Source organism: Agromyces laixinhei, assembly GCF_006337065.1.
GTDB lineage: Bacteria > Actinomycetota > Actinomycetes > Actinomycetales > Microbacteriaceae > Agromyces > Agromyces laixinhei.
Genome location: NZ_CP040872.1, coordinates 2575360 through 2594848 on the forward strand (window position 1 = coordinate 2575360; position 19489 = coordinate 2594848).

Annotated in this window: 21 protein-coding genes; 3 read left to right on the plus strand and 18 right to left on the minus strand. The window is 70.0% G+C overall.

Annotated features, from left to right (window positions below):
• Positions 1–11: 11 nt before the first annotated feature.
• The 11 genes from FHG54_RS12210 to FHG54_RS12260 all read right to left on the minus strand — a co-directional run bounded on the left by FHG54_RS12210 (position 12) and on the right by FHG54_RS12260 (position 10136).
• A complete protein-coding gene (locus FHG54_RS12210; protein ID WP_198165845.1) occupies positions 12–653 on the minus strand; it encodes a CoA transferase subunit B in 642 nt (213 codons plus the stop codon).
• Position 654: 1 nt separating this feature from the next.
• Positions 655–1428 (minus strand): CoA transferase subunit A, encoded by a 774-nt coding sequence (locus FHG54_RS12215; RefSeq protein ID WP_139417514.1) that lies wholly within the window; start codon positions 1426–1428, stop codon positions 655–657.
• Positions 1425–2327: an alpha/beta hydrolase gene (locus tag FHG54_RS12220; protein WP_139417515.1), complete on the minus strand. Its 903-nt coding sequence runs from the start codon at positions 2325–2327 to the stop codon at positions 1425–1427. The genes FHG54_RS12215 and FHG54_RS12220 overlap by 4 nt, the downstream gene beginning before the upstream one ends.
• Positions 2328–2332: 5 nt before the next feature.
• The gene (locus tag FHG54_RS12225) at positions 2333–3079 is read right to left on the minus strand and encodes a 3-hydroxybutyrate dehydrogenase (protein ID WP_139417516.1); all 747 of its coding nucleotides are present in this window, start codon (positions 3077–3079) and stop codon (positions 2333–2335) included.
• Positions 3076–3780 carry a TetR/AcrR family transcriptional regulator gene (locus FHG54_RS12230; RefSeq protein ID WP_139417517.1) on the minus strand — a complete coding sequence of 235 codons (705 nt, stop codon included), beginning with the start codon at positions 3778–3780 and terminating at the stop codon, positions 3076–3078. The genes FHG54_RS12225 and FHG54_RS12230 overlap by 4 nt, the downstream gene beginning before the upstream one ends.
• The gene (locus tag FHG54_RS12235; RefSeq protein ID WP_139417518.1) at positions 3777–5336 is read right to left on the minus strand and encodes a class I adenylate-forming enzyme family protein; all 1560 of its coding nucleotides are present in this window, start codon (positions 5334–5336) and stop codon (positions 3777–3779) included. Before FHG54_RS12235 ends, FHG54_RS12230 begins: the two co-directional genes overlap by 4 nt.
• Complete coding sequence (locus tag FHG54_RS12240; RefSeq protein ID WP_420837416.1) at positions 5329–6513, minus strand: branched-chain amino acid ABC transporter permease; 1185 nt, start codon at positions 6511–6513, stop codon at positions 5329–5331. Before FHG54_RS12240 ends, FHG54_RS12235 begins: the two co-directional genes overlap by 8 nt.
• The gene (locus tag FHG54_RS12245) at positions 6513–7388 is read right to left on the minus strand and encodes a branched-chain amino acid ABC transporter permease (protein WP_139417519.1); all 876 of its coding nucleotides are present in this window, start codon (positions 7386–7388) and stop codon (positions 6513–6515) included. The genes FHG54_RS12240 and FHG54_RS12245 overlap by 1 nt, the downstream gene beginning before the upstream one ends.
• Positions 7385–8113 (minus strand): ABC transporter ATP-binding protein, encoded by a 729-nt coding sequence (locus FHG54_RS12250; protein ID WP_139417520.1) that lies wholly within the window; start codon positions 8111–8113, stop codon positions 7385–7387. The genes FHG54_RS12245 and FHG54_RS12250 overlap by 4 nt, the downstream gene beginning before the upstream one ends.
• Positions 8110–8865, minus strand: coding sequence for an ABC transporter ATP-binding protein (locus FHG54_RS12255; protein WP_139417521.1), 756 nt, complete (start codon positions 8863–8865; stop codon positions 8110–8112). The genes FHG54_RS12250 and FHG54_RS12255 overlap by 4 nt, the downstream gene beginning before the upstream one ends.
• A gap of 74 nt (positions 8866–8939) precedes the next feature.
• A complete protein-coding gene (locus FHG54_RS12260) occupies positions 8940–10136 on the minus strand; it encodes a substrate-binding domain-containing protein (protein WP_139417522.1) in 1197 nt (398 codons plus the stop codon).
• A gap of 148 nt (positions 10137–10284) precedes the next feature.
• On the opposite strand from FHG54_RS12260, the gene FHG54_RS12265 reads away from it, so the two are divergent.
• Complete coding sequence (locus tag FHG54_RS12265) at positions 10285–11469, plus strand: acetyl-CoA C-acetyltransferase (protein WP_139417523.1); 1185 nt, start codon at positions 10285–10287, stop codon at positions 11467–11469.
• A gap of 76 nt (positions 11470–11545) precedes the next feature.
• Here the strand turns inward: FHG54_RS12265 and FHG54_RS12270 are convergent, their stop codons facing one another.
• Together FHG54_RS12270 and FHG54_RS12275 are read right to left on the minus strand one after the other, a co-directional pair.
• The gene (locus FHG54_RS12270) at positions 11546–11857 is read right to left on the minus strand and encodes an SHOCT domain-containing protein (RefSeq protein WP_139417524.1); all 312 of its coding nucleotides are present in this window, start codon (positions 11855–11857) and stop codon (positions 11546–11548) included.
• Between the two features lie 212 nt (positions 11858–12069).
• Positions 12070–12615 carry a TetR/AcrR family transcriptional regulator gene (locus tag FHG54_RS12275; protein WP_168197170.1) on the minus strand — a complete coding sequence of 182 codons (546 nt, stop codon included), beginning with the start codon at positions 12613–12615 and terminating at the stop codon, positions 12070–12072.
• A 167-nt stretch (positions 12616–12782) separates the two neighbouring features.
• Here FHG54_RS12275 and FHG54_RS12280 point away from each other — a divergent pair, with 167 nt between their 5' ends.
• Complete coding sequence (locus tag FHG54_RS12280) at positions 12783–13328, plus strand: hypothetical protein (RefSeq protein ID WP_139417526.1); 546 nt, start codon at positions 12783–12785, stop codon at positions 13326–13328.
• Positions 13329–13437: 109 nt separating this feature from the next.
• Here FHG54_RS12280 and FHG54_RS12285 read toward each other — a convergent pair whose 3' ends face one another.
• The 5 genes from FHG54_RS12285 to FHG54_RS12305 all read right to left on the minus strand — a co-directional run bounded on the left by FHG54_RS12285 (position 13438) and on the right by FHG54_RS12305 (position 18613).
• The gene (locus FHG54_RS12285; RefSeq protein ID WP_139417527.1) at positions 13438–14100 is read right to left on the minus strand and encodes a response regulator transcription factor; all 663 of its coding nucleotides are present in this window, start codon (positions 14098–14100) and stop codon (positions 13438–13440) included.
• Positions 14097–15305 (minus strand): sensor histidine kinase, encoded by a 1209-nt coding sequence (locus tag FHG54_RS12290; protein ID WP_139417528.1) that lies wholly within the window; start codon positions 15303–15305, stop codon positions 14097–14099. Before FHG54_RS12290 ends, FHG54_RS12285 begins: the two co-directional genes overlap by 4 nt.
• A gap of 130 nt (positions 15306–15435) precedes the next feature.
• The gene (locus tag FHG54_RS12295) at positions 15436–16761 is read right to left on the minus strand and encodes a M50 family metallopeptidase (RefSeq protein ID WP_198169834.1); all 1326 of its coding nucleotides are present in this window, start codon (positions 16759–16761) and stop codon (positions 15436–15438) included.
• 68 nt (positions 16762–16829) lie between these two features.
• Positions 16830–17921 carry a 1-deoxy-D-xylulose-5-phosphate reductoisomerase gene (dxr, locus tag FHG54_RS12300; RefSeq protein WP_139417529.1) on the minus strand — a complete coding sequence of 364 codons (1092 nt, stop codon included), beginning with the start codon at positions 17919–17921 and terminating at the stop codon, positions 16830–16832.
• 56 nt (positions 17922–17977) lie between these two features.
• Positions 17978–18613 (minus strand): 4'-phosphopantetheinyl transferase family protein, encoded by a 636-nt coding sequence (locus FHG54_RS12305; protein WP_139417530.1) that lies wholly within the window; start codon positions 18611–18613, stop codon positions 17978–17980.
• A gap of 92 nt (positions 18614–18705) precedes the next feature.
• Here FHG54_RS12305 and FHG54_RS12310 point away from each other — a divergent pair, with 92 nt between their 5' ends.
• A complete protein-coding gene (locus tag FHG54_RS12310) occupies positions 18706–19464 on the plus strand; it encodes a lysophospholipid acyltransferase family protein (RefSeq protein WP_139417531.1) in 759 nt (252 codons plus the stop codon).
• Positions 19465–19489: the final 25 nt, after the last annotated feature.

Here is a 19489-nt window from a genome sequence, read left to right on the forward strand (position 1 = left end):
GTGATGCCTTCCTACGCGAACGCGGTGGTGTCGAGCGACGGCTCGGTGGCGGCGACGACCTCGTCGACCGTGACACCGGGCGAGAGCTCGACGAGCTTCAGCCCCTCGGGCGTAACGTCGATGACCGCGAGGTCGGTGATGATGCGGTGCACGACCGCGCGCCCGGTGAGGGGCAGCGAGCACTCGTTCACGATCTTCGCCGAGCCGTCTTTCGCGACATGCTCCATGAGGATGATCAGACGCTGGGCGCCGTGCACGAGGTCCATCGCGCCGCCCGGACCCTTCACCATCTTGCCCGGGATCATCCAGTTCGCCAGGTCGCCCGCGGCCGACACCTGCATCGCGCCGAGGATGGCCGCGTTGATCTTGCCGCCGCGGATCATGCCGAAGCTCGTCGCAGAGTCGAAGTACGCGGCGCCCGGGAGCACCGTGACCGTCTCCTTGCCGGCGTTGATGAGGTCGGGGTCGACCGTGTCCTCCGTCGGGTACGGGCCGACACCGAGGATGCCGTTCTCGGACTGCAGCACGACGGTGACCCCGTCGGGCACGTAGTTGGGCACGAGCGTGGGCAGCCCGATGCCCAGGTTGACATACGCGCCGTCGGGCAGCTCCTTCGCCGCCCGCGCGGCCATCTCGAGTCTCGTGAGCGCCATGTCAGTTCTCCTCTCGCACGGTGCGGCGTTCGATGCGCTTCTCGATGTCGGGTCCGACGACCACGACGCGATCGACGAACACCCCCGGCACGTGCACGTGATCGGGGTCGATCGTGCCCGGCTCGACGAGCTCTTCGACCTGTGCGATGCAGACGCGTCCGGACATCGCCGCGAGGGGTGAGAAGTTGCGCGCCGACTTGTCGAACACGAGGTTGCCGTGCCGGTCGCCCCGCAGCGCATGCACGAGGGCGAAGTCGGTCGTGATCGCCTCTTCGAGCACGAACTCTCGGTCTTCACCGCGCACGGTGAACGTCTGCACCGGCTTCACCGGACTCGCGACCGAGATCGTGCCGTCGGGATTGTAGCGCCGAGGCAGCCCGCCCTCGGCGACCTGCGTGCCGACCCCGGTCTGCGTGAAGAATGCGGCGATGCCGCTGCCCCCCGCACGGAGCTTCTCGGCGAGTGTGCCCTGCGGCGTGAGCTCGAGCTCGAGCTCGCCGGTGAGGAACTGCCGTTCGAACTCCTTGTTCTCGCCGACGTACGACGAGGTCATCTTCGAGATGCGCCGGTTCGCGAGCAGCACCCCGAGGCCCCAGTCGTCGACGCCGCAGTTGTTCGAGACGACCTTCAGATCGTCGACGCCCGCGTCGAGCAGCGCCTGGATCAGCACCATCGGGATGCCGCAGAGCCCGAATCCGCCGACGGCGAGACTGGAGCCCGAAGGAATGTCGGCGACCGCCTCCCCGGCGGACCCGACGACTTTGTCGAGTGTCACAATGCACCTTCCTGTGTTTCCGCCGCTTCGATGCGAGCGCGGATCACAGGGATCACGCTACCCGCGCCGAGTGCGGTCATGACGATCGTGTAGTGATTGACGTCGGCGATGTCGTGCACGGCGAGCTGCGGCATCCGCTCCGCCCATTCGTCGACGAGCGCCGACCGATAGAGCGGCGCCGCGTCCTGCAGGCCCCGCGGCGCCCGGAAGAAGTCGACCGGACCGGGCAGGGTCGTGAGCGCCTCGACGTAGCCGCCTGCGCCGTCGAGCTGCACGGCGTTCTCGATGACGGCGGCCGCGACCGCGGAACTGCGCATCTCGGGCGCCTCACCGTCGAGGTCGTACTCGACGTAGGCCTCGATCGACGGATTCCAGTACGGGCCGAGGGCGGGATGCCGCTGCCAGAAGTCGACGTAGGCTGCCCGATCGGGAAAGGTCATGGAGAGCCGCTCGAGCGCCGGGCCGAGCAACAGCGCCGGCAGCTCCGCCTCGGGTACGCCCTCGGGGTTCGGCACGGGCAAGCCGCCGTCGATGAGCGCGATGCCCGCGACCCGGTCGGGGTGCCGCTCTGCGAACCGCACCGAGACGAACGCGCCCATCGAGTGCCCGACCACATATGCGCGGTCGACCTCGAGCGCGTCGAGCATCGCCGCGACGTCATCGGCGTGGCGCTCGATGCCGTAGGGGCCGGGCAGCGAATTGCTGCGCCCGCGTCCGCGAAGGTCGGGGGCGATCACTCGGCGCCCGTCCAGGGCGCCGGCCAAGAGGTCCCAGTTGCGGTGGGTCGCCGAGATGCCGTGCACCGCGAGCACCGGCAGGCCCGGGGCATCCGCTCGCCATTGACCGCCGGCGAGACGGCCGCCCTCGACGGCTGCGAAGACGGGTGCTGGATGGATCATGGCGGTCACCGCGCGGTCCAGCCGCCGTCGATCGTGTAACTCGCACCGGTCGCCATGCCGGCAGCGGGTCCCGCGAGCCACAGCGCCAGGCTCGCGACCTCGCCGGGTTCGACGAGCCGTTTGACCGCGGACTCCGTCAGCATCACCTGCGGCACGACCTCCTCCTCCGAGATGCCGTGCAACCGGGCCTGGTCGGCGATCTGCCGCTCGACGAGAGGGGTGCGAACGTAACCCGGGTTGATGCAGTTGGACGTCACGCCGTGCGGCCCGCCCTCGAGCGCCGTGACCTTCGAGAGACCCTCGAGGCCGTGCTTGGCGGCGACGTAGGCCGACTTGTACGGCGAGGCCCGCAGCCCGTGCACGCTCGAGATGTTGATGACCCGGCCGAAGCCGCGCTCGTACATGCCGGGAAGGGCCGCCCTGATGAGCAGGAACGGCGACTCGAGCATGAGTCGCATGATGAACGCGAAGCGCTCGGGCTCGAACTCCTCGATCGGGCGCACATGCTGGATCCCCGCGTTGTTGACGAGGATGTCGGCGTCGAGCGCGAGTTCGGCGAGTGCGGCGGTGTCGCCCAGATCGACGTGCCATGCCTCGCCGCCGAGCTCGGCGGCCACGCGTTCGGCGGCCTCCCCGTTGAGGTCGGCGATGGTGACATGGGCGCCGGCATCGGCGAAGGCGCGGGCGCAGGCCTCGCCGATGCCGCTCGCTCCCCCGGTGACGAGCGCGCGGCGCCCGCTGAGATCGGTCACGATTCCTCCTTGACTGCCGCGTCACGGCGCGGGCTGACTGCGTCGACGGCCGGACTCGATCCGACGACGGAGCGACCGAGCGCCCCCTCGATGAAGCGCATCATCTCGTCGAGCACGTGGGGCGGCACGGCCCGCGTGCCGCTCGCCGTCGGATCGGCGTCGTCACCGGGCTCGGCGTCGCCATTGCCCCAGAGCACCCAGCGCATGCCGATCATCTCGCCGATGCCCATGAGCGCCCACGCGGCGACCGTCGGGTCGATGTCGCCGATCTCGCCGGCATCGCCCGCTTCGCGAAGGCCGTCGATGTAGCCGTCGACGATGCGGGTGTAATGCAGGCGCAGCGCGTCGGGCGAGACGAGTTCGGCCTCGCGCACGACGCGGTAGAGGGCAGGATGCTCCGCGGTGAACCTGAAGAACGCCGCGAATCCGGCACGCTCGGCGTCGATGCGGGTGGCGGCACCGCGCGTACCCTCGCTCATGGCCTGCCGCACGCGATGGTTCAGGTCTTCGACGAGCTCGTTGAAGATGTCGAGTTTCGTGGCGAAGTAGAGGTAGAACGTGCCCTGCCCGACTCCGGCGCGGTCGGTGATGCGCGAGACGGATGCCTCGTGGTACCCGTGCGCCGCGAACACGTGCTCTGCGGCCTCGAGCAGGCGGCTGCGGGTCTTCTCACCGCGTGCGGTGCGGGGTGCGGCGCTCATCGTACGTCCTTCGTGGGTGTGGGAGCCTCGGCGTTCGCCCGTTCGGCGAGCGCTCGCCGCAGTACCTTGCCGGCCGTGGAGCGCGGCAGTTCGTCGACCAGGTGCACGTCGCGCGGCACCTTGAAGCGGGCGAGCGAGCCGCGGGCGAAGTCGATGAGCTCGGCCGCATCCGTGACCCGGCCGCGGGCGACGACGACCCAGGCCACGCCGGCCTCGCCCCAGCGTTCGTCGGGCACACCGACGACAGCGACGTCGGCGACGGCAGGGTGCCCCATGAGCACGGCCTCCACCTCGGCCGGGGCGACGCCCTCGCCGCCCGAGATGTAGATGTCCTTGATGCGGTCGACGATGGTGAAGTAGCCGTCGGCATCGCGGCGCACGAGATCCCCCGTGTGCAGCCAGCCGTCGTGCAGGGCCGCCTCCGTGCCCTCGGGGTCGCGGAAGTACCCGGCGAAGACCGAGGGGCCGTGCACGAGCAGTTCGCCCTCGGCCTCGCCGCCGAGTCGTTCACCCGTCACCGGGTCGGCGACCGCGACGTCGACGTGCGGGTATGGCTTGCCTGCCGAGCCGGCGCGGCTGCGCGCATCCTCGTCGGGCAGGCAGAGCACGTTGGGTGAGGCCTCGGTGAGTCCGTAGCCCTGGGCCAGGGCGACGCCGCGTCGGTGCCAGATCTGCAGCAGCGCGGGGGGCATCGGTGCGCCGCCGACGATCGCGTGCTCGAGGCTCGAGAGGTCGGTGCGTGCGAAGTCGGGGTGCTGGGCGAGGAAGAGGTAGTTCGCAGGCACGCCCATCATCGTCGTGATCCGTCGCTCCTGGATGAGGTGCAGCACCCGGCCGGGCTCGAAGGTTCGCTCGAGCACGACCGTCGCCCCGGTCCACCAGGCGAGCAGCGGCTGGATGTTCCATCCGCCGACGTGGTACTGCGGCATGACCGCGAGCACCGTGTCGGCGGCACGGAGCTCGGAGATGCGCGAGAACGACAGGTTGGTCCAGAAGCAGTTGGCGTGCGTGAGCACGACGCCCTTCGGCGTCGCGGTCGTCCCCGAGGTGAAGATGATGAGCAGCGCATCGTCGTCGACCACCTCGGTGCGCGCGGATGCCGCGGCCCCGCCGTGCCGCGCCGGCGCCGGGACCCCGGCCTCGACGCCGTGAGCACCGAGCAGCGCCGTCGCGATGCGGCGCGACACCCGGGCGAGCGTCGCACGGGCGAGCGACTCGAACTCGTTCTCGACGAGAAGCAGGGCGGGTTCGGCGATCTCGAGCTGCGTGGCGAGCTCGCGCGGGGCGAGGCGCCATGAGAGCGGCACGAGCACGAGACCGGCCTTCGCGCAGGCGAAGAAGAGCACGACCTGGTCGGCGCTGTTGCCCGAGAGGGACGCGACGCGGTCGCCGATCGCGAATCCCGCCGCCCGGAACGCCGTCGCGAGCAGCTCGGCCCGATCGTCGAGTTCGCGGTAGCTGACGACGACGCCGCGGTCGTCGATCGCGATGCGTTCGGGGGTTGCGCGGGCGCGGTCGCGCGTCCACCGCCCCAGCGTGTGGAGTGCGTCAGGCATCTGCGGTCTCCTCCGCTTCGGCCGGGTGCTGCTTCCGGCCCGTCCGGAAGCGCTGCGGGAGTCCCGCGATCCCCCCGGGCAGGAACAGCACCACGAGGATGAAGAGCGTTCCCAGAATGAACAACGGCTCGGAGAGCGGGATCCGGAGCACATCGGGCAGGGCCGCGATCGCGTCCGAGCCCGCGAGCGCCGTCAGCCGCTGATCGAGCAGTGTGTAGACGATACCGCCCACGATCGCCCCCCAGCGGTACCCCACCCCGCCGAGCACGACGATGACGAGGATCGTGAGGGTGAAGTCGGCCGTCGCGATGCGCGGCGAGGCGCCCGATTGGAGGAGCAGGTATCCCATGCCGGAGACGGCCGCGAGCACCGAGGCGACGATGAAGATGAGCAGTTTCACCGAGTACGGCCGGATGCCGATGACGCGGACTCGCAGCTCGTTCTCGCGCGCGGCCTCGGCGACGTGGCCGGCGCGGCTGCGCTCGACCCAGAGCACCACGAGGTAGACGAGCACGAGCACGGCGAGCGCCATCCAGTAGAGGTTGCGCGTGTTGACGACGCCGACGAACGACTCGGGCACGTTCGCGATGTCGAGCGAGAGCCCCTCGTCGCCGCCGGTGGCGGAGCCGGGGTTGCGACGGATGAGCACCGAACCCGCCTGCGCGAACGCCAGGGTCACCATCGCGAACGAGATGCCCGTGACGCGAAGCGCGAGTGCACCGACCGTCGCCGCGAGCACGATGCCGAAGACCAGGGTGATGCCGATCGAGGCCGCGAAGATCAGCCCGCTGGGCCAGTCGGCGGGCGCGAAGGCGTTCAGCGTCATGCCGAGGCCGTATGCGCCGGCCGCGAAGAAGAGCGCGTGCCCGAACGAGAGCATGCCGGCGAGGCCGAACATCATGCGGTAGCTGAGCGCGAGCGCCGCGATGAGCATCGCGTATGCGAGGAGCTGCAGGGTGCCCGGCGTGTACGTGGGCCCCGGCAGCACGCCGGGAATGTCGATCGCGAGCAGCGGCAGGATGGCGAGCACGACGACGAGCGCGATGCCGCCGAAGAGGAGCACGAGCGGGCGTCGTGCAGTTGCCGCGCCGCCGGACTTCGGCATGGGCGCTTCGCCGCGGGTCGCGGGCGAGGCATCCGTGATCTGCCGGGCGTCGCCCTGAGGCTCTCGAAGCATCATGCGACCTTCCCCATGAGCCCTCTGGGCCTGATGAGCAGCACCGCGGCGAGGGCGATGATCACGACGAAGTCGCCGGTGCCGTCGAGGTAGAAGTTGGCGAACTGCTGCAGCACGGCGACCAGCACCGACGCGATCGCCGCGCCCGTGAGTGAGCCGAGGCCGCCGATCACGGTCACGATGAACGCGAAGATGAGCAGTACCGAGCCGAGGTGCGCCGAGACGTACCCGTAGTAGACCGAGGCGAGCACACCGCCGAGGCCCGCCGCCGCGCCGCCGATGGCGAAGACGATCGTGAACGAGCGCCGCACGTCGATGCCGAGTGCGGTGACCATCGATCGGTTCTCGACACCCGCGCGGATGATGAGGCCGTAGCGGGTCTTCTGGAGGAACAGCACGATGCCGCCGAGCACGAGGGCGGCGCAGACGATGAGCAGGAAGCGGTCGTTCGGGATCTTCGCGCCGAGGATCTCGGTGGTCTGCGTGAGCCACTCGGGCTTCGCGGTGTAGATGGGGTCGGTGCCCCAGATGCCCTCGAAGAGTGCGACGCTCGCAAGTGCCAGGCCGACGGTGATGAGCGCCTGCTCGATGTGCCGCTCGTAGAGCCGGCGGATGAGGAAGTACTCGGTGGCGGCCGCGACGATCGCCCCGACGATCATGCCGACCAGCGCTGAGACCAGGAGGCCCCACCAGGTGCCGTCGGAGACCCGCCGGCCGACCTCCCAGCCGAGGAAGGCGGCGATCGTGAGGAACGCGCCGTGGGCGAAGTTCAGCACGCCCATGAGCCCGTAGATGAGCGAAAGACCGCTGGCCACGAGGAAGTACAGCGCTCCGAGACCGAGACCGGTGATGACGAGGAGGATGACGGTGCTCATCGGGCGCTCCCCTCTGGTGCGGCGCCGGCGTCGTGCACGCCGAGGTAGCGCTGGATGCGGTCTTCGTCGTCGAGGAGTTCGGCGGCTTCGCCCGTGAAGACGACCCGGCCGCCCGAGAGCACGACGATACGCTCGGCGAGCTTTCGGATGACGTGCAGGTTCTGCTCCACGAGCAGGATCGGCACGGTGCGCGCGGCCTCGGCGAGGGTGTCGGCGACCTCGTCGACGATGCGCGGTGCGAGCCCCTTCGTGGGTTCGTCGACGAGCAGGAGCCGGTTCTCGTTCACGAGCGCCCGCGCGAGGGAGACCATCTGCTGCTGCCCTCCTGAGAGCGTGCCCGCGCGTTGCGCCCGGCGGGCGTGGATGTCGGGGAAGAGCCGCTGGACGAACTCGCGTCGGGGATGCTCGTCGCGCTCGGCGAGCCTCAGATTCTCAGCCACGGTGAGCGTGCCGAACACCTCGCGATCCTCGGGCACGTAGCCCACGCCCTTCGCCACGATGCGGTGCGTCGGGAGCCGATCGATGCGGAGGCCGCCGAACTCCACCTCGCCCGAGCGATCGATGAGGCCGAGGATCGACTTGATCGTCGAGGTCTTGCCGACCCCGTTGCGGCCGAGGAGGGCGGTGATGCCGACCGCGGGGACCTCGAATGAGACGTCCTCGACGACCTGCTGGCCCGCGATTCGGCCCGAAAGCCCGCTCACGCGGAGGATCGGCTCGCTCACACCGCCTCCCCGAGGTAGGCGGATTGCACGGCCGGGTTCGCCATGACGGCCTCCGGGGTGTCGACGGCGAGCAGTTCTCCGTGGTGCATGACGGCGACGCGGTCGACGAGGCCGAGCACGACCTCCATGTGGTGCTCGACCATGAGCACGGTGCGGCCGCCACGGTGCAGACCCCGGATCACCTCGGTGATGGCGGGAACGTCGCCCGAGGCGACGCCCGCCATCGGCTCGTCGAGCAGGATGACCTTCGGCTCGGCCGCGAGGAGCATGGCGATCTCGAGCTTGCGCTTCTCACCGTGCGAGAGCCCGGAGGCCTCGGTGCCGGCCCGGTGCTCGAGGCCGACCTCGCCGAGCGTCTCGAGGGCGCGGGTGCTCGCGGCATCCGTTCGCCTCGGAGTGCGGAAGACGGAGGTCGCGCCGCCCGCGTGCGCCTGGGCGACGAGCCGCACGTTCTCGAGCACGCTGAGGCCCGGGAACAGGCTCGAGGTCTGGAAGGTACGGCCCAGGCCGGCCGCCGCCCTGCGGTGGATGGGAACGTGCGTGACGTCCTGTCCGTCGAGGCGCACTCGTCCCTCCGTGGGCCGGATGACGCCGGAGACGACGTTGAAGAGCGTCGTCTTGCCAGCCCCGTTCGGCCCGATCACCCCGAGCATCTCGCCGGCAGGCACCTCGAGCGCGACATCGTTCAGGATCCGGGCTCCGCCGATGCGGAGCCCGACCTGCTCGAGGGCGAGCATCACATGGTCGGTCATGACTGCCTCACTGCGTTGGAGGGACGTGGGCCGAGGATATCGCCCGCGCCGCTCGCGCGACGCGGGCGAAGCACTCACTCGCCGGCGATCGGCGGTGCGACGGTCTCGGCATCGATCGTGTCGATCAGCTCGGGCACCCAGCTGCCGTCGCTCTGCACGAGCTTGGCCTGGTACATCGGCTGGATCATGGCGTGATCCTCGGCGCGAACGGTGATCTCGCCCTTCACCGAATCGAAGGTCCAGCCCTCGAGCGCGTCGATCATGCCGTCGACGGTGTCGCCGCCTTCGCGCACGGCCTGCACGATCATCTGGGCGGCGACGAAGCCGTCGGGCGAGAACAGGTCGGGGGTGGCACCCGCCGCCTCGAGGTGCTCGATCATCGCCGCCTCGACGTCGGTACCGGCCGCTCCCGCGAAATAGTGATTCAGGAACGAGATGTCGGCGGATGCGTCGCCGTACGCGCCGTACGTTGCGACATCGCCGAGACCGGTGACGACCGGCACGGCAGCGAACACGCCCTGCTGCTGGAGTGCGGTCCACATCGCGCCGGACGAGGCACCGGCCCAGGCGACGAAGATCAGGTCGGGCTGGGCGGTGAGCAACTGCTGAGCGAACGGCGTGAACTCGGTCGCGTCTTCGGCGACGAGCACGCCCTCGACCGTCGCCCCCTGCCCGCCGAGCACGGCCTGGACCCCGGCGAGGTTGCCCTGGCCGAACGCGGTGTCCTGCGCGAAGACGACGACCTTCTTGCCGGCGGGGTCGCCGATGAACGTCCCCGCGGTCGCGACGTCCTGGTAGGTCTGTCGGCCCGAGCGGAACGTGTATTCGTTGACCCCCGTGATGGCGTCGGCCGCTGCGGGGCCCGAGATGTAGAGGATCTTGTTCTGCTCGGCCTGCTCGGCGAGCGCGGTGGCGATGCCGGATGCCGCGGTGCCGGCGAGGATCTCGTAGCCCTGCCCGATGAAGTCCTTGGCCTTCGACACGGCGGTGTCGGGGTTGCCCTGGTCATCGGCCCACTCGATCTCGAGCTCGCGGCCGTCGACGGTGCCGGTGCCGTCGGTCGCGTAGTCGAGACCCGCCTCGAAGCCCGCGGTGTAGGCCTCGCCGTATGCGGCGAGGGGGCCGGTCTGACTCGTGAGCATCGCGATCTTGACGGGCGCTCCGGAGTCGGTCGGCTCCGCTGTTCCGCCGGCGGTCGGGGCGCACCCGGCCAGGGCGATGGTCGCGGCGGCGATGACGGCCGTCGCGAGATACTTCTTCGTAACTCGCATGGGTTGTGTGCCTCTCGACGATGAATGGCTGGAACGTGGGATGGATCCTGGTGCGATTCGAGAACCTGACAGCTGGTTCAGGTCTCAGGAAAGTAGAATAGGCTGAGAGCAGCGCAGCTCGCAACCCGAACGAAGGAGTCCCGGAAACATGAGCATCCCCGACGTCGTCATCATCGCTGGGGCACGCACCCCGTTCGCCCGCATCAACGGCAACCTCGCGGGTCGGTCGGCGGTCGAGCTCGGCACCGTCGCGATCCGGGGCGCCCTCGAGAAGGCCGGGGTCTCCCCCGACGATGTCGACGCCGTCATCATGGGTCAGGTGCTGCAGGCCGGCGCAGGCCAGAACCCCGCGAAGCAGTCGGCCGTCGCGGCCGGCATCCCGTGGCGGGTTCCCGCGACGACGATCAACAAGGTCTGCCTGTCGGGCCTCGTCGCGATCACGGACGCCGCGCGCCTCATCCGCCTCGGCGAGGCATCCGTCGTCGTGGCGGGGGGCCAGGAGTCGATGACGAACGCGCCGCACCTGCTGCCCGGCTCGCGCCGCGGCACGGCGTACGGCTCGTGGGACCTGCTCGACCACGCCGCCCACGACGGGCTCACCGACGCCTTCGACCACGACTCGATGGGTGCCTCGACCGAACGCTTCAACGGGCGGTACGAGATCACCCGCGGAGCCCAAGACGAGATCGCCGCGGCATCGCACGTGCGCGCCGGCGCGGCGCAGGCCGACGGCACCTTCGCCGACGAGATCGTTCCCGTCGAGATCCCGCAGCGCAGGGGCGAGCCCGTCATCGTCGCCGAAGACCAGGGCGTGCGACCCGACTCGACGGTCGAGGTGCTTGCCAAGCTCCGGCCCGCGTTCAGCGCTGAGGGCACGATCACGGCGGGCAACTCCTCGCCGCTCTCCGACGGCGCCGCCGCCGTGATCGTCGCGAGCCGAGAATGGGCGGAGTCTCACGGGCTCCCCTGGCTCGCGCTCGTCGGCGCGGCCGGCCAGGTCGCCGGCCCCGACAACTCGCTGCACTCGCAGCCGTCGAACGCCATCGCCGCGGCCCTCGAGAAGGGCGGTGTCGCGGCATCCGACCTCGATGTCGTCGAGATCAACGAGGCGTTCGCTGCGGTGTCGCTGCAATCCATGCGCGATCTCGATCTCTCGAGCGACATCGTCAACGTGCACGGCGGCGCGATCGCCCTCGGCCACCCGATCGGCGCATCGGGTGCACGACTCGCCCTGCACGCCGCGCTCGAACTCTCGCGCCGCGGCGGCAGCAACGCCGCGGTCGCCTTGTGCGGCGGCGGCGGCCAGGGCGAGGCACTGCTGCTCTCGCGCTGACGCGCGCGGCTCTGACCGACCACCGCCGCTCCCCGCTGCGAAGGGCGGATGCCGCAGCATCCGCCCCTCGCCGCCGTCAGGCGTTCGGCCGGTTGGCGCGCAGCACCTCGAGGCGCGCGCGGTACTCGGTCTCGTCGATGTCGCCCTTGGCGTACCGCTCCGAGAGCGTCGACTCGGCGCTCGCTCCGGCGCGCATCCACGGCGGCCCGTAGGCGCCGTCGGGTGCGCCGTGGGCCCAGTAGCGACGGCGGCCCCGGGTGACCAGGAAGATGATCAGGCCGATGACGAGGAACCAGAAGATCGGGATGAGGAAGAAGACCCATCCGAAGCCGGCCGCCCAAGGGCCGGCGTGAGTGACCACCGCGGTGGTGGCGAGGGTGGCGAGCATGATGCCTCCAGTGTTCGTGCGGCCCGGACTGGGCCTTCGCGAACCATGCTCGTGCAGTGGCGGCATCAGCGAATCCGACCCGGGGAGTCACTTCGACTGCTCCCGCGGGAGCAGTCGAACGTGCTGGAGGAAGGGACGAATGATGACCCGTCGTGAGCGGGGATGTCCGAAGCCGTGCTCAGGTAGACGCCGTTCGCCGTCGACGAGCAGCATCATTCGCTCTGTCGCATCATTGCCCGCTCGAAGATGTCGGCCACTTCGTGGGCCTCGGGAACCGGATCGTACCCCGGGTCCACGCGCATTTGACCGAGCAGCCCATCAAGGGTGCTGCGAATCGTGCGCGCCATGATCGGCGTCGAGAATGCCCGGAACTCTCCTGCCTCCTTCCCGCGTTCGAAGAGCACACCGAGTGCCGAGAGCTCCCGTTCGTTGGCTCTGGAATGCTCGCTGTGCCGGATCGTGCCGTCGGCGCTACGAGAATGAGCGACGATCTCTCGCAGCGCGGCCATGTGCGCGGGGTAGGCACGATAGAACTCAGCGCTTCCCACGATGAAGGTCCGGACCGCGCGCAGCGCGGTCGACTGCGTCTCGATCGTAGGACGAAGCTCTTCGGTCGCGATTCGGTAGACCTCGCTGACCACGGCATCGAGCAGGTCGTCGCGGCCCGAGAAGTGGTAGAGGATCACGCCGCGGCTCACGCCGGCCCGTTTGGCGATGCGCGAAAGCGATGCCTGCACGTACCCGTCCTCGGCGAGCACGTCGATCGCGCACGCGATGAGTTGTGCGCGACGGGTGCGCTGAATGAACGTCGACCGACCCGGCTCGCGGGCGATTCTCTCAGTCATGACAGGGTACCTTCGCTGGTTTTCTGACATTAGCGTTCTAAATTTACCATCACGGTCAGAATTCTTGCTAACCTGTCCGAATGACGTACAGCACCCGTGCCACTTCGCCCGGCGACGTCGGCACCACATACAAGACCGAACGCCCGACCTGGGCGCAGATCCCTACTCCGTTGCGGTGGTTGATCCCCGCGGTCGGGGTCGGCATCTGTCTGCTGATCGCACTTCCCGTCGCGATGATGATCGGCAGAGACGGGTTTCTCACCGACAGCATCATCGCGGCCGATCCGTCCTTGACAACGAGGCAGCTCGAGTTCGCGATCATCGGCTCGATCGTCTACGCGGTCGTCCTGCATGCCGTCGATGTCGTGCTGTCGATCTGGTTCGTGGTGAAGATCATGCATGGTCGGCAGTGGGCACGCATCGCGCTCAGCGCGTACCTCGTGATCGCGACGCTCGGCAGCCTGTACTCGGCCGCATCCGGGAGCGCATACCTGTGGGCGGTCATCCCCGGCGACGCCATCCACATCATCATGCTCGTTCTGCTCTGGGCGCCCCGATCGGTCCGCGCGTTCTTCGCGACGTACAGTGGGCGACGCTCGTCACCGGAGGTTCCGGGGTCACCATGACCTCCACGTCAACCTGGCGTGAGTGCGACATCGGCTGACGCCGGCACAACGCGCGAATCCGGCCGGGGAATGGGCGGTCGGATCGGCGTGCTGCGGCAGCACGTCGGGGCTACTGCCATCCGGGCGCGACGAGCCCAGACTCGTAGGCGACCACCACGAGGTGCACCCGGTCGCGCGCCGCGAGCTTCTGCATGATGCGCGAGACGTGGGTCTTCGCGGTCAGCGGGCTGAGCACGAGCCTCGCCGCGATCTCGTCGTTCGTGAGGCCGAGTCCCACGAGGCGCAGCACCTCGCGCTCGCGATCGGTGAGCGCCGCGAGCCGCTCCTCGTCGGGCGCGTCTCGGAGCCCGGTCGACATGCGTTCGAGCAACCGCTTCGTGACGCCGGGCGACAGCAGCGCCTCGCCTTCGGCGACGACCCGCACCGCGCGGATGAGGTCGACGGGCTCGGTGTCCTTCACGAGGAATCCGCTCGCCCCGGCCCGCACCGCCCTCGCGACGTACTCGTCGAGCTCGAAGGTCGTGACGATCACGACGTGCACGCCCGCGAGCTTCGGATCGGCGGCGATCTGCTCGGTCGCCCAGAGGCCGTCGCCGTCCGGCATGCGGATGTCCATGAGCACGACGTCGACCGGCTCCCGCCCCACGAGCCGCAGCAGTTCGGTGCCGCTCGACGCCTCTCCCACGACCTCGATGTCATCTTCGGCGGCGAGCAGCGCGTGGAAGCCGGCGCGCACGAGCACCTGGTCGTCGGCGAGCGCAACGCGAATCATGCGACGCCATCCCATGGCAGCCGCGCAGTGACGCGAGTGCCGCCGAGCGGCGACCGGGCGACCTCGACCGCGCCGCCGAGGAGGGCCGCGCGCTCGCGCATGCCCAGGATGCCGCTGCCCTCGCCGTTCTCGACGCGGCGATCGCCGGGGGCGTCCTGGCCTGGGCCGGCCGGACCGACGCCGTCGTCGTCGACCGTGAGCACGAACTCGTCGCTCGCCCGCTCGACGGTCACGACGACCTCGGTCGCGCGGGCGTGCCGCACGACGTTCGTGAGCGCCTCCTGCGCGATGCGAAATCCCGCGAACTGCACGGCGCGCCGAGGGGCTTCCGTGAGTCGGTCGACGAGCCGCGCATCGAGCTCGGGCGAGCGGATGCCGCGCACGAGCCTCGGGATCTCGGCGAGCTCGGCCTGCGGCACGAGCGGCGCGTCCCCGTCGCGGATGACGCCGAGCACGGTGCGCACCTCTTCGAGCGCCGACTTGGAGGTCTCCTTGATGCTGCCGAGCGCGGTGCGGGCCTGCTCGGGGTCGCGGTCCATGAGGTGCAGTCCGACACTCGCCTGCACGTTGATCTGCGACAGGGCGTGCCCGATGACGTCGTGCAACTCCCGGGCGATGCGTACGCGCTCGCGCTCCTCGGCGCTCTGCCTGCGCCGCATCGCCTCGGCACGGTGGGCCGAGGCCCGCGCACGACGCACCCGCACGAACCAGCCGATGCCGAAGCACATGGCGAGCGCGAGCGTCGTGAACGCGATGCGGAACGGATGCCATGACTGCCCGAGCATCGAACCGAGCACGAGCGCCGCGACCCACGCCGCGACGACCGAGGAGACGGCCCAGACGACCGCTCCGCGGGCGACCGCCAGTACGATCGCGAACGCAACGGCGATGTAGGGCGGGCCGACATCTGGCGCCAGCGCGAAATCGGCGAGCGCGGCGGCGGCGACCAGCGCGACCGTCGGCCCCGGGAGGCGCCTCGCCCCGAGCAGCGCGATCGGGCCGGCCGCGGCGAGCGCGACCTGGCCGATGCCGACGACCCACCCGGCGTGGCTCCACACGGCGATGCCGATCGCGGCGGGCACCTGCACGATGAGGCTGATGATGACCGGCGCGAGCAGTACGACGCCCGACGGGGGCCGGAATCGTTCGGGGCGACCGCCCCACGGCGCGTGCCACGGCGGTCCGTCCCAGTTCTGCGACGGCATTCCCCGATCGTATCCCCGGCGCCGTGTACGCGAATCGGCCATTCGGAGACTCACTCGCTACTCCGAGCGGTGTACGAGGCGGCGCGGTTCGAGGGTGCGCTGCGCGCGGCGAGGGCGATGGGCGATGCGATCAGAAGATCTGCACCGGCTTGACGACATCGGCGTAGATCAGGAGGGCGCTCATCGCGCCGAACACGACGACGACCGCGAGCGTCACCGGCATGAGCTTCGCGAGGTCGACTGGGCCCGGATCGGGCCGACGGAAGAGCTTGGCGAACCCGCGACGGATGCCCTCCCAGAGGGCGCCGGCGATGTGCCCGCCGTCGAGCGGCAGCAACGGGATGAGGTTGAAGACGAACAGCGCGATGTTCAGCGAACCGAGGATGCCGAACATCGTGGCAGCCTTCGACGCGATCGGGATCTCGTCGATCGTCGCGATCTCGCCGGCGAGCCGGCCGACGCCGACGACCGACATCGGGCCGTTCGGGTCGCGCTCTTCGGTGCCGAACGCGGCGTTCGCCACGTCGATCATGCGCTGCGGCAGGTTCAGGATGATACCGGCGACGCCGGCCACGTTCTCGCCGACGGTGGGCAGCACGGCGGTCACGGGCCGCTGCACGATCTCGTTCGCCGCGTAGATGCCGACGAACCCGAACTGATCGGTGAGCGGCTCGCCCGCGGCATCTCGCACCACGCCGCCCTGGTCGTCGAGCACGTAACGCTCGCTGAGCATCGGCGTGACCTCGAGCTCGACGGTCTCGCCGTCGCGCTCGACGACGAAGGCGACCGGCTCGTCCGCATTCTCGCGGATGATCACCGTCGACTCGTTCCATGACCCGATCGGCTCACCGGCGATCGAGACGATGCGGTCGCCGGGTTCGATACCGGCCGCGGCTCCGGGGGCCGCCGGGTCACCGGGCTCGCACGTCTGCCGCTCGCTCGTCGCGGGCAGCGCGCACGCCGAGACCGAGCCGACCGTCGTCGAGAGCTGCTGCACGCCGAATCCCATGAGCACGATGGCGAAGAAGACGGTCGCGAGCAGCAGGTTCATGAACGGGCCGCCGAACATGATGATGATGCGCTTCCACACCGGCAGCCGGTAGAACGCGCGGTGCTCATCGCCCGGCGTGATCGACTCGGTGCTCGAATCGCGGGCATCCTGCACGAGCCCGCGGAAGAATCCCGTGCTGTCGGCGTGCACGCGTTCACCCTTGCCGGGCGGGAACATGCCGATCATCGAGATGTAGCCGCCGAGCGGAATCGCCTTGACGCCGTATTCGGTCTCGCCCCTTCTTCGCGACCAGAGGGTCGGGCCGAAACCGATCATGTACTGGGTGACCTTGACTCCGAAGAGCTTCGCCGGTACGAGGTGCCCGACCTCGTGCAGACCGATCGACACGGCGAGGCCGATGACGATGATGACGACGCCGATGATGAAGGCGAGCACGGAATCCACGGCTGCAAGCGTACTGCGGTCGGCTTTGAGCGCGCTGTCGGTCGGCTGTGAGCTCGGCGAGCGCGAACTCAGCCCGAGATGCGCGCGATGCGCGCCTCGGCGCCGCGACGGGCGATGCGCTCGGCCTCGGCGAGCGAGGCGACGGAGAGCGCCGTCTCGGATGCCTCGTGGTGCTCGACGACCGCCTGCACCGTGTCGACGATGTCGAGGAACCCGATGCGCCCGGCGTGGAACGCCGCCACCGCCTCCTCGTTCGCGGCGTTGAACACCGCCGGATACTCGCCGCCGGCACGCCCGACCTGCTTGGCGAGTGCGACCGCGGGGAATGCCTCGTTGTCGAGCGGCTCGAACGTCCACTCCTGTGCGCGCGTCCAGTCGAGAGGCGTGCCGATGCCGCCGACCCGGTGCGGCCAGTCGAGCCCGAGCGAGAGGGGCAGGCGCATGTCGGGCGGCGAGGCCTGCGCGATCGTCGAGCCGTCGATGAACTCGACCATCGAGTGCACGATCGACTGCGGGTGCACGACGACGTCGATGCGGTCGTACTCGACGTCGAAGAGCAGGTGCGCCTCGATCACCTCGAGCCCCTTGTTGATGAGCGTCGCAGAGTTGGTCGTCACGACGAGGCCCATGTCCCACGTGGGGTGCGCGAGCGCCTCGGCCGGTGTCACGGCCGTCAGCTCGTCGCGTCGGCGCCCACGGAACGGGCCGCCCGACGCCGTCAGCACCAGCCGGCGCACCTCGTCATCGGTGCCCGAGCGCAGCGCCTGGGCGAGCGCCGAGTGCTCGGAGTCGACGGGCACGATCTGACCGGGCCGGGCGATCCGGGTGACGAGGTCGCCGCCCACGATGAGCGATTCCTTGTTGGCGAGCGCGAGGGTCGTGCCCCGCTCGAGCGTCGCGAGCGTCGGCCCGAGCCCGACGGAGCCGGTGATGCCGTTCAGCACGACATCGGCGTCGACCTCGCGCACGAGCTGTTCCGCCTCATCGACACCGACGGCCGTGTGCTCGACGCCGAACTCCGCCGCCTGGGCCTCGAGCAGCGCTCGATTCGAGCCGACGGCGAGCCCGACCACGTCGAAGCGGCGCGGGTTCGCCCTGATGACGTCGAGGGCCTGGGTGCCGATCGAACCGGAAGAGCCGAGGATGATGACGGAGCGCACGTCACCACTGTATGGGAGCACGTGCGGGTGCAGGAGACCGCGGTGCAGGCAAGTCCTCAGAGCAGGGCGACCGACGCGGCCCGGCCGCCGGGCACCTCGATGTCGTGGAAGCGGATGCCGCGCCATCCGGAGCCGAATTCGGGCGGGCTCACCTCGATTCGGCCGACGCCGCCGTCGTCGCTCGGCATGCTCAGCGCCAGCCTCGAAGGTTCGATGAAGTCGGTGTGGCCGATGGCGCGGAGGAGCGCCGACTTCCGCGCCCACAGCGTCGCCCGGGCGATGGCGCGTGCGTTCGGGTCGAAACGGTCGAGCGCCGCACGCTCGCTCGCATGGAAGGCCGCTTCATCGATGACGGCTCCGGTCTCGAGTGAGGCCGGCTCGATACCGACCCCGACCGGATGCCTCGTGGCCGCCGCTCCGACCACGGCATCGCCTGCGACGGCGACATCGGCGTACCACGGGGCGCCCGAGGGGGTCAGCGGATACGCGATCGACGGCCGCCCGTGCCGTGCCCCGCACTCCACGCAGCCGTGCACGAGTTCGACGTCGTCGGCGGGCACCCCCGTGGCATGCGCGAGCAGTCCGCGCAGAACCGTGTCTGCCGCCGGGCCACGGCGCCCGCGAAGCATCACGACGACTCGTACACCGGAGTCCCCGAGCTCGATGAGCTCGCCCTCGGCCGCGACATCCATACCCCCATCCTCTCGCACCCGTGCCGCGGCGGCCGACGCACCTTCACTCGGATATGCCGCGGTGCGCATGCCATGGCCCGTAGGGTCGAACGGTGACAGAGATCGAAGGCGACACCGTTCCCGCTCCGGTCCGGCAGGGTCCGCTCTACCGAATCGTCCGCGGCATCCTCCGCCCGCTCGTACGTCTCATCTACCGGCCGACGATCACCGGGGCCGAACACGTTCCCATGCACGGGCCGGTCATCCTCGCCTCGAACCACCTCTCGTTCGTCGACAGCATCGTGATTCCGCTCGCCTCACCGCGACCCGTGCAGTTCCTCGCCAAGTCGAGCTACTTCACCGGCACCGGCTTCTCGGGCTGGGTCTCGCGCACCTTCTTCGGCGCGATCGGCGCCGTCGCCGTCGACCGCGGCGCCGGCTCGCAGGCACAGGAGGCCCTCGATGCCGGCGAACGCATCCTCGACGCCGGCAACGCCTTCGCCATCTACCCCGAAGGCACGCGTTCGCTCGACGGCCGTCTCTACCGCGGCCGCACCGGTGTCGCCTGGCTCGCACTGACCACGGGTGCCCGTGTCGTGCCCGTTGGTCTCATCGGCACCGAGAAGATCCAGCCCGTCGGGGCGAAGCTGCCGCGCGTGCGACCCGTGACGGTGAGCTTCGGAGCGCCGCTCGATCTCGCGAGGCACGGCCAGGCCGGGTCTGGGCGCGCCCGTCGAGCCGCGACCGATGAGATCATGGCGGCGATCCACGCGCTCAGCGAGCAAGAGCTCGCCGGCGTGTACAACGAAACCCCGCCGCAAGGCGCCCTCGCCAAGCTCGCCGACCGCGTGGTTCCGCGCGAGCGGATCTGACCGGATTCCCAGCTGTTCCCGGTCT

Coding starts and splice junctions, on each gene's coding strand:
- FHG54_RS12210 (WP_198165845.1), bottom strand. CDS start 653: ATGGCGCTCACGAGACTCGAGATGGCCGCGCGGGCGGCGAAGGAGCTG.
- FHG54_RS12220 (WP_139417515.1), bottom strand. CDS start 2,327: ATGATCCATCCAGCACCCGTCTTCGCAGCCGTCGAGGGCGGCCGTCTC.
- FHG54_RS12230 (WP_139417517.1), bottom strand. CDS start 3,780: ATGAGCGCCGCACCCCGCACCGCACGCGGTGAGAAGACCCGCAGCCGC.
- FHG54_RS12235 (WP_139417518.1), bottom strand. CDS start 5,336: ATGCCTGACGCACTCCACACGCTGGGGCGGTGGACGCGCGACCGCGCC.
- FHG54_RS12240 (WP_420837416.1), bottom strand. CDS start 6,513: ATGCTTCGAGAGCCTCAGGGCGACGCCCGGCAGATCACGGATGCCTCG.
- FHG54_RS12245 (WP_139417519.1), bottom strand. CDS start 7,388: ATGAGCACCGTCATCCTCCTCGTCATCACCGGTCTCGGTCTCGGAGCG.
- FHG54_RS12255 (WP_139417521.1), bottom strand. CDS start 8,865: ATGACCGACCATGTGATGCTCGCCCTCGAGCAGGTCGGGCTCCGCATC.
- FHG54_RS12260 (WP_139417522.1), bottom strand. CDS start 10,136: ATGCGAGTTACGAAGAAGTATCTCGCGACGGCCGTCATCGCCGCCGCG.
- FHG54_RS12265 (WP_139417523.1), top strand. CDS start 10,285: ATGAGCATCCCCGACGTCGTCATCATCGCTGGGGCACGCACCCCGTTC.
- FHG54_RS12270 (WP_139417524.1), bottom strand. CDS start 11,857: ATGCTCGCCACCCTCGCCACCACCGCGGTGGTCACTCACGCCGGCCCT.
- FHG54_RS12280 (WP_139417526.1), top strand. CDS start 12,783: ATGACGTACAGCACCCGTGCCACTTCGCCCGGCGACGTCGGCACCACA.
- FHG54_RS12285 (WP_139417527.1), bottom strand. CDS start 14,100: ATGATTCGCGTTGCGCTCGCCGACGACCAGGTGCTCGTGCGCGCCGGC.
- FHG54_RS12290 (WP_139417528.1), bottom strand. CDS start 15,305: ATGCCGTCGCAGAACTGGGACGGACCGCCGTGGCACGCGCCGTGGGGC.
- FHG54_RS12305 (WP_139417530.1), bottom strand. CDS start 18,613: ATGGATGTCGCGGCCGAGGGCGAGCTCATCGAGCTCGGGGACTCCGGT.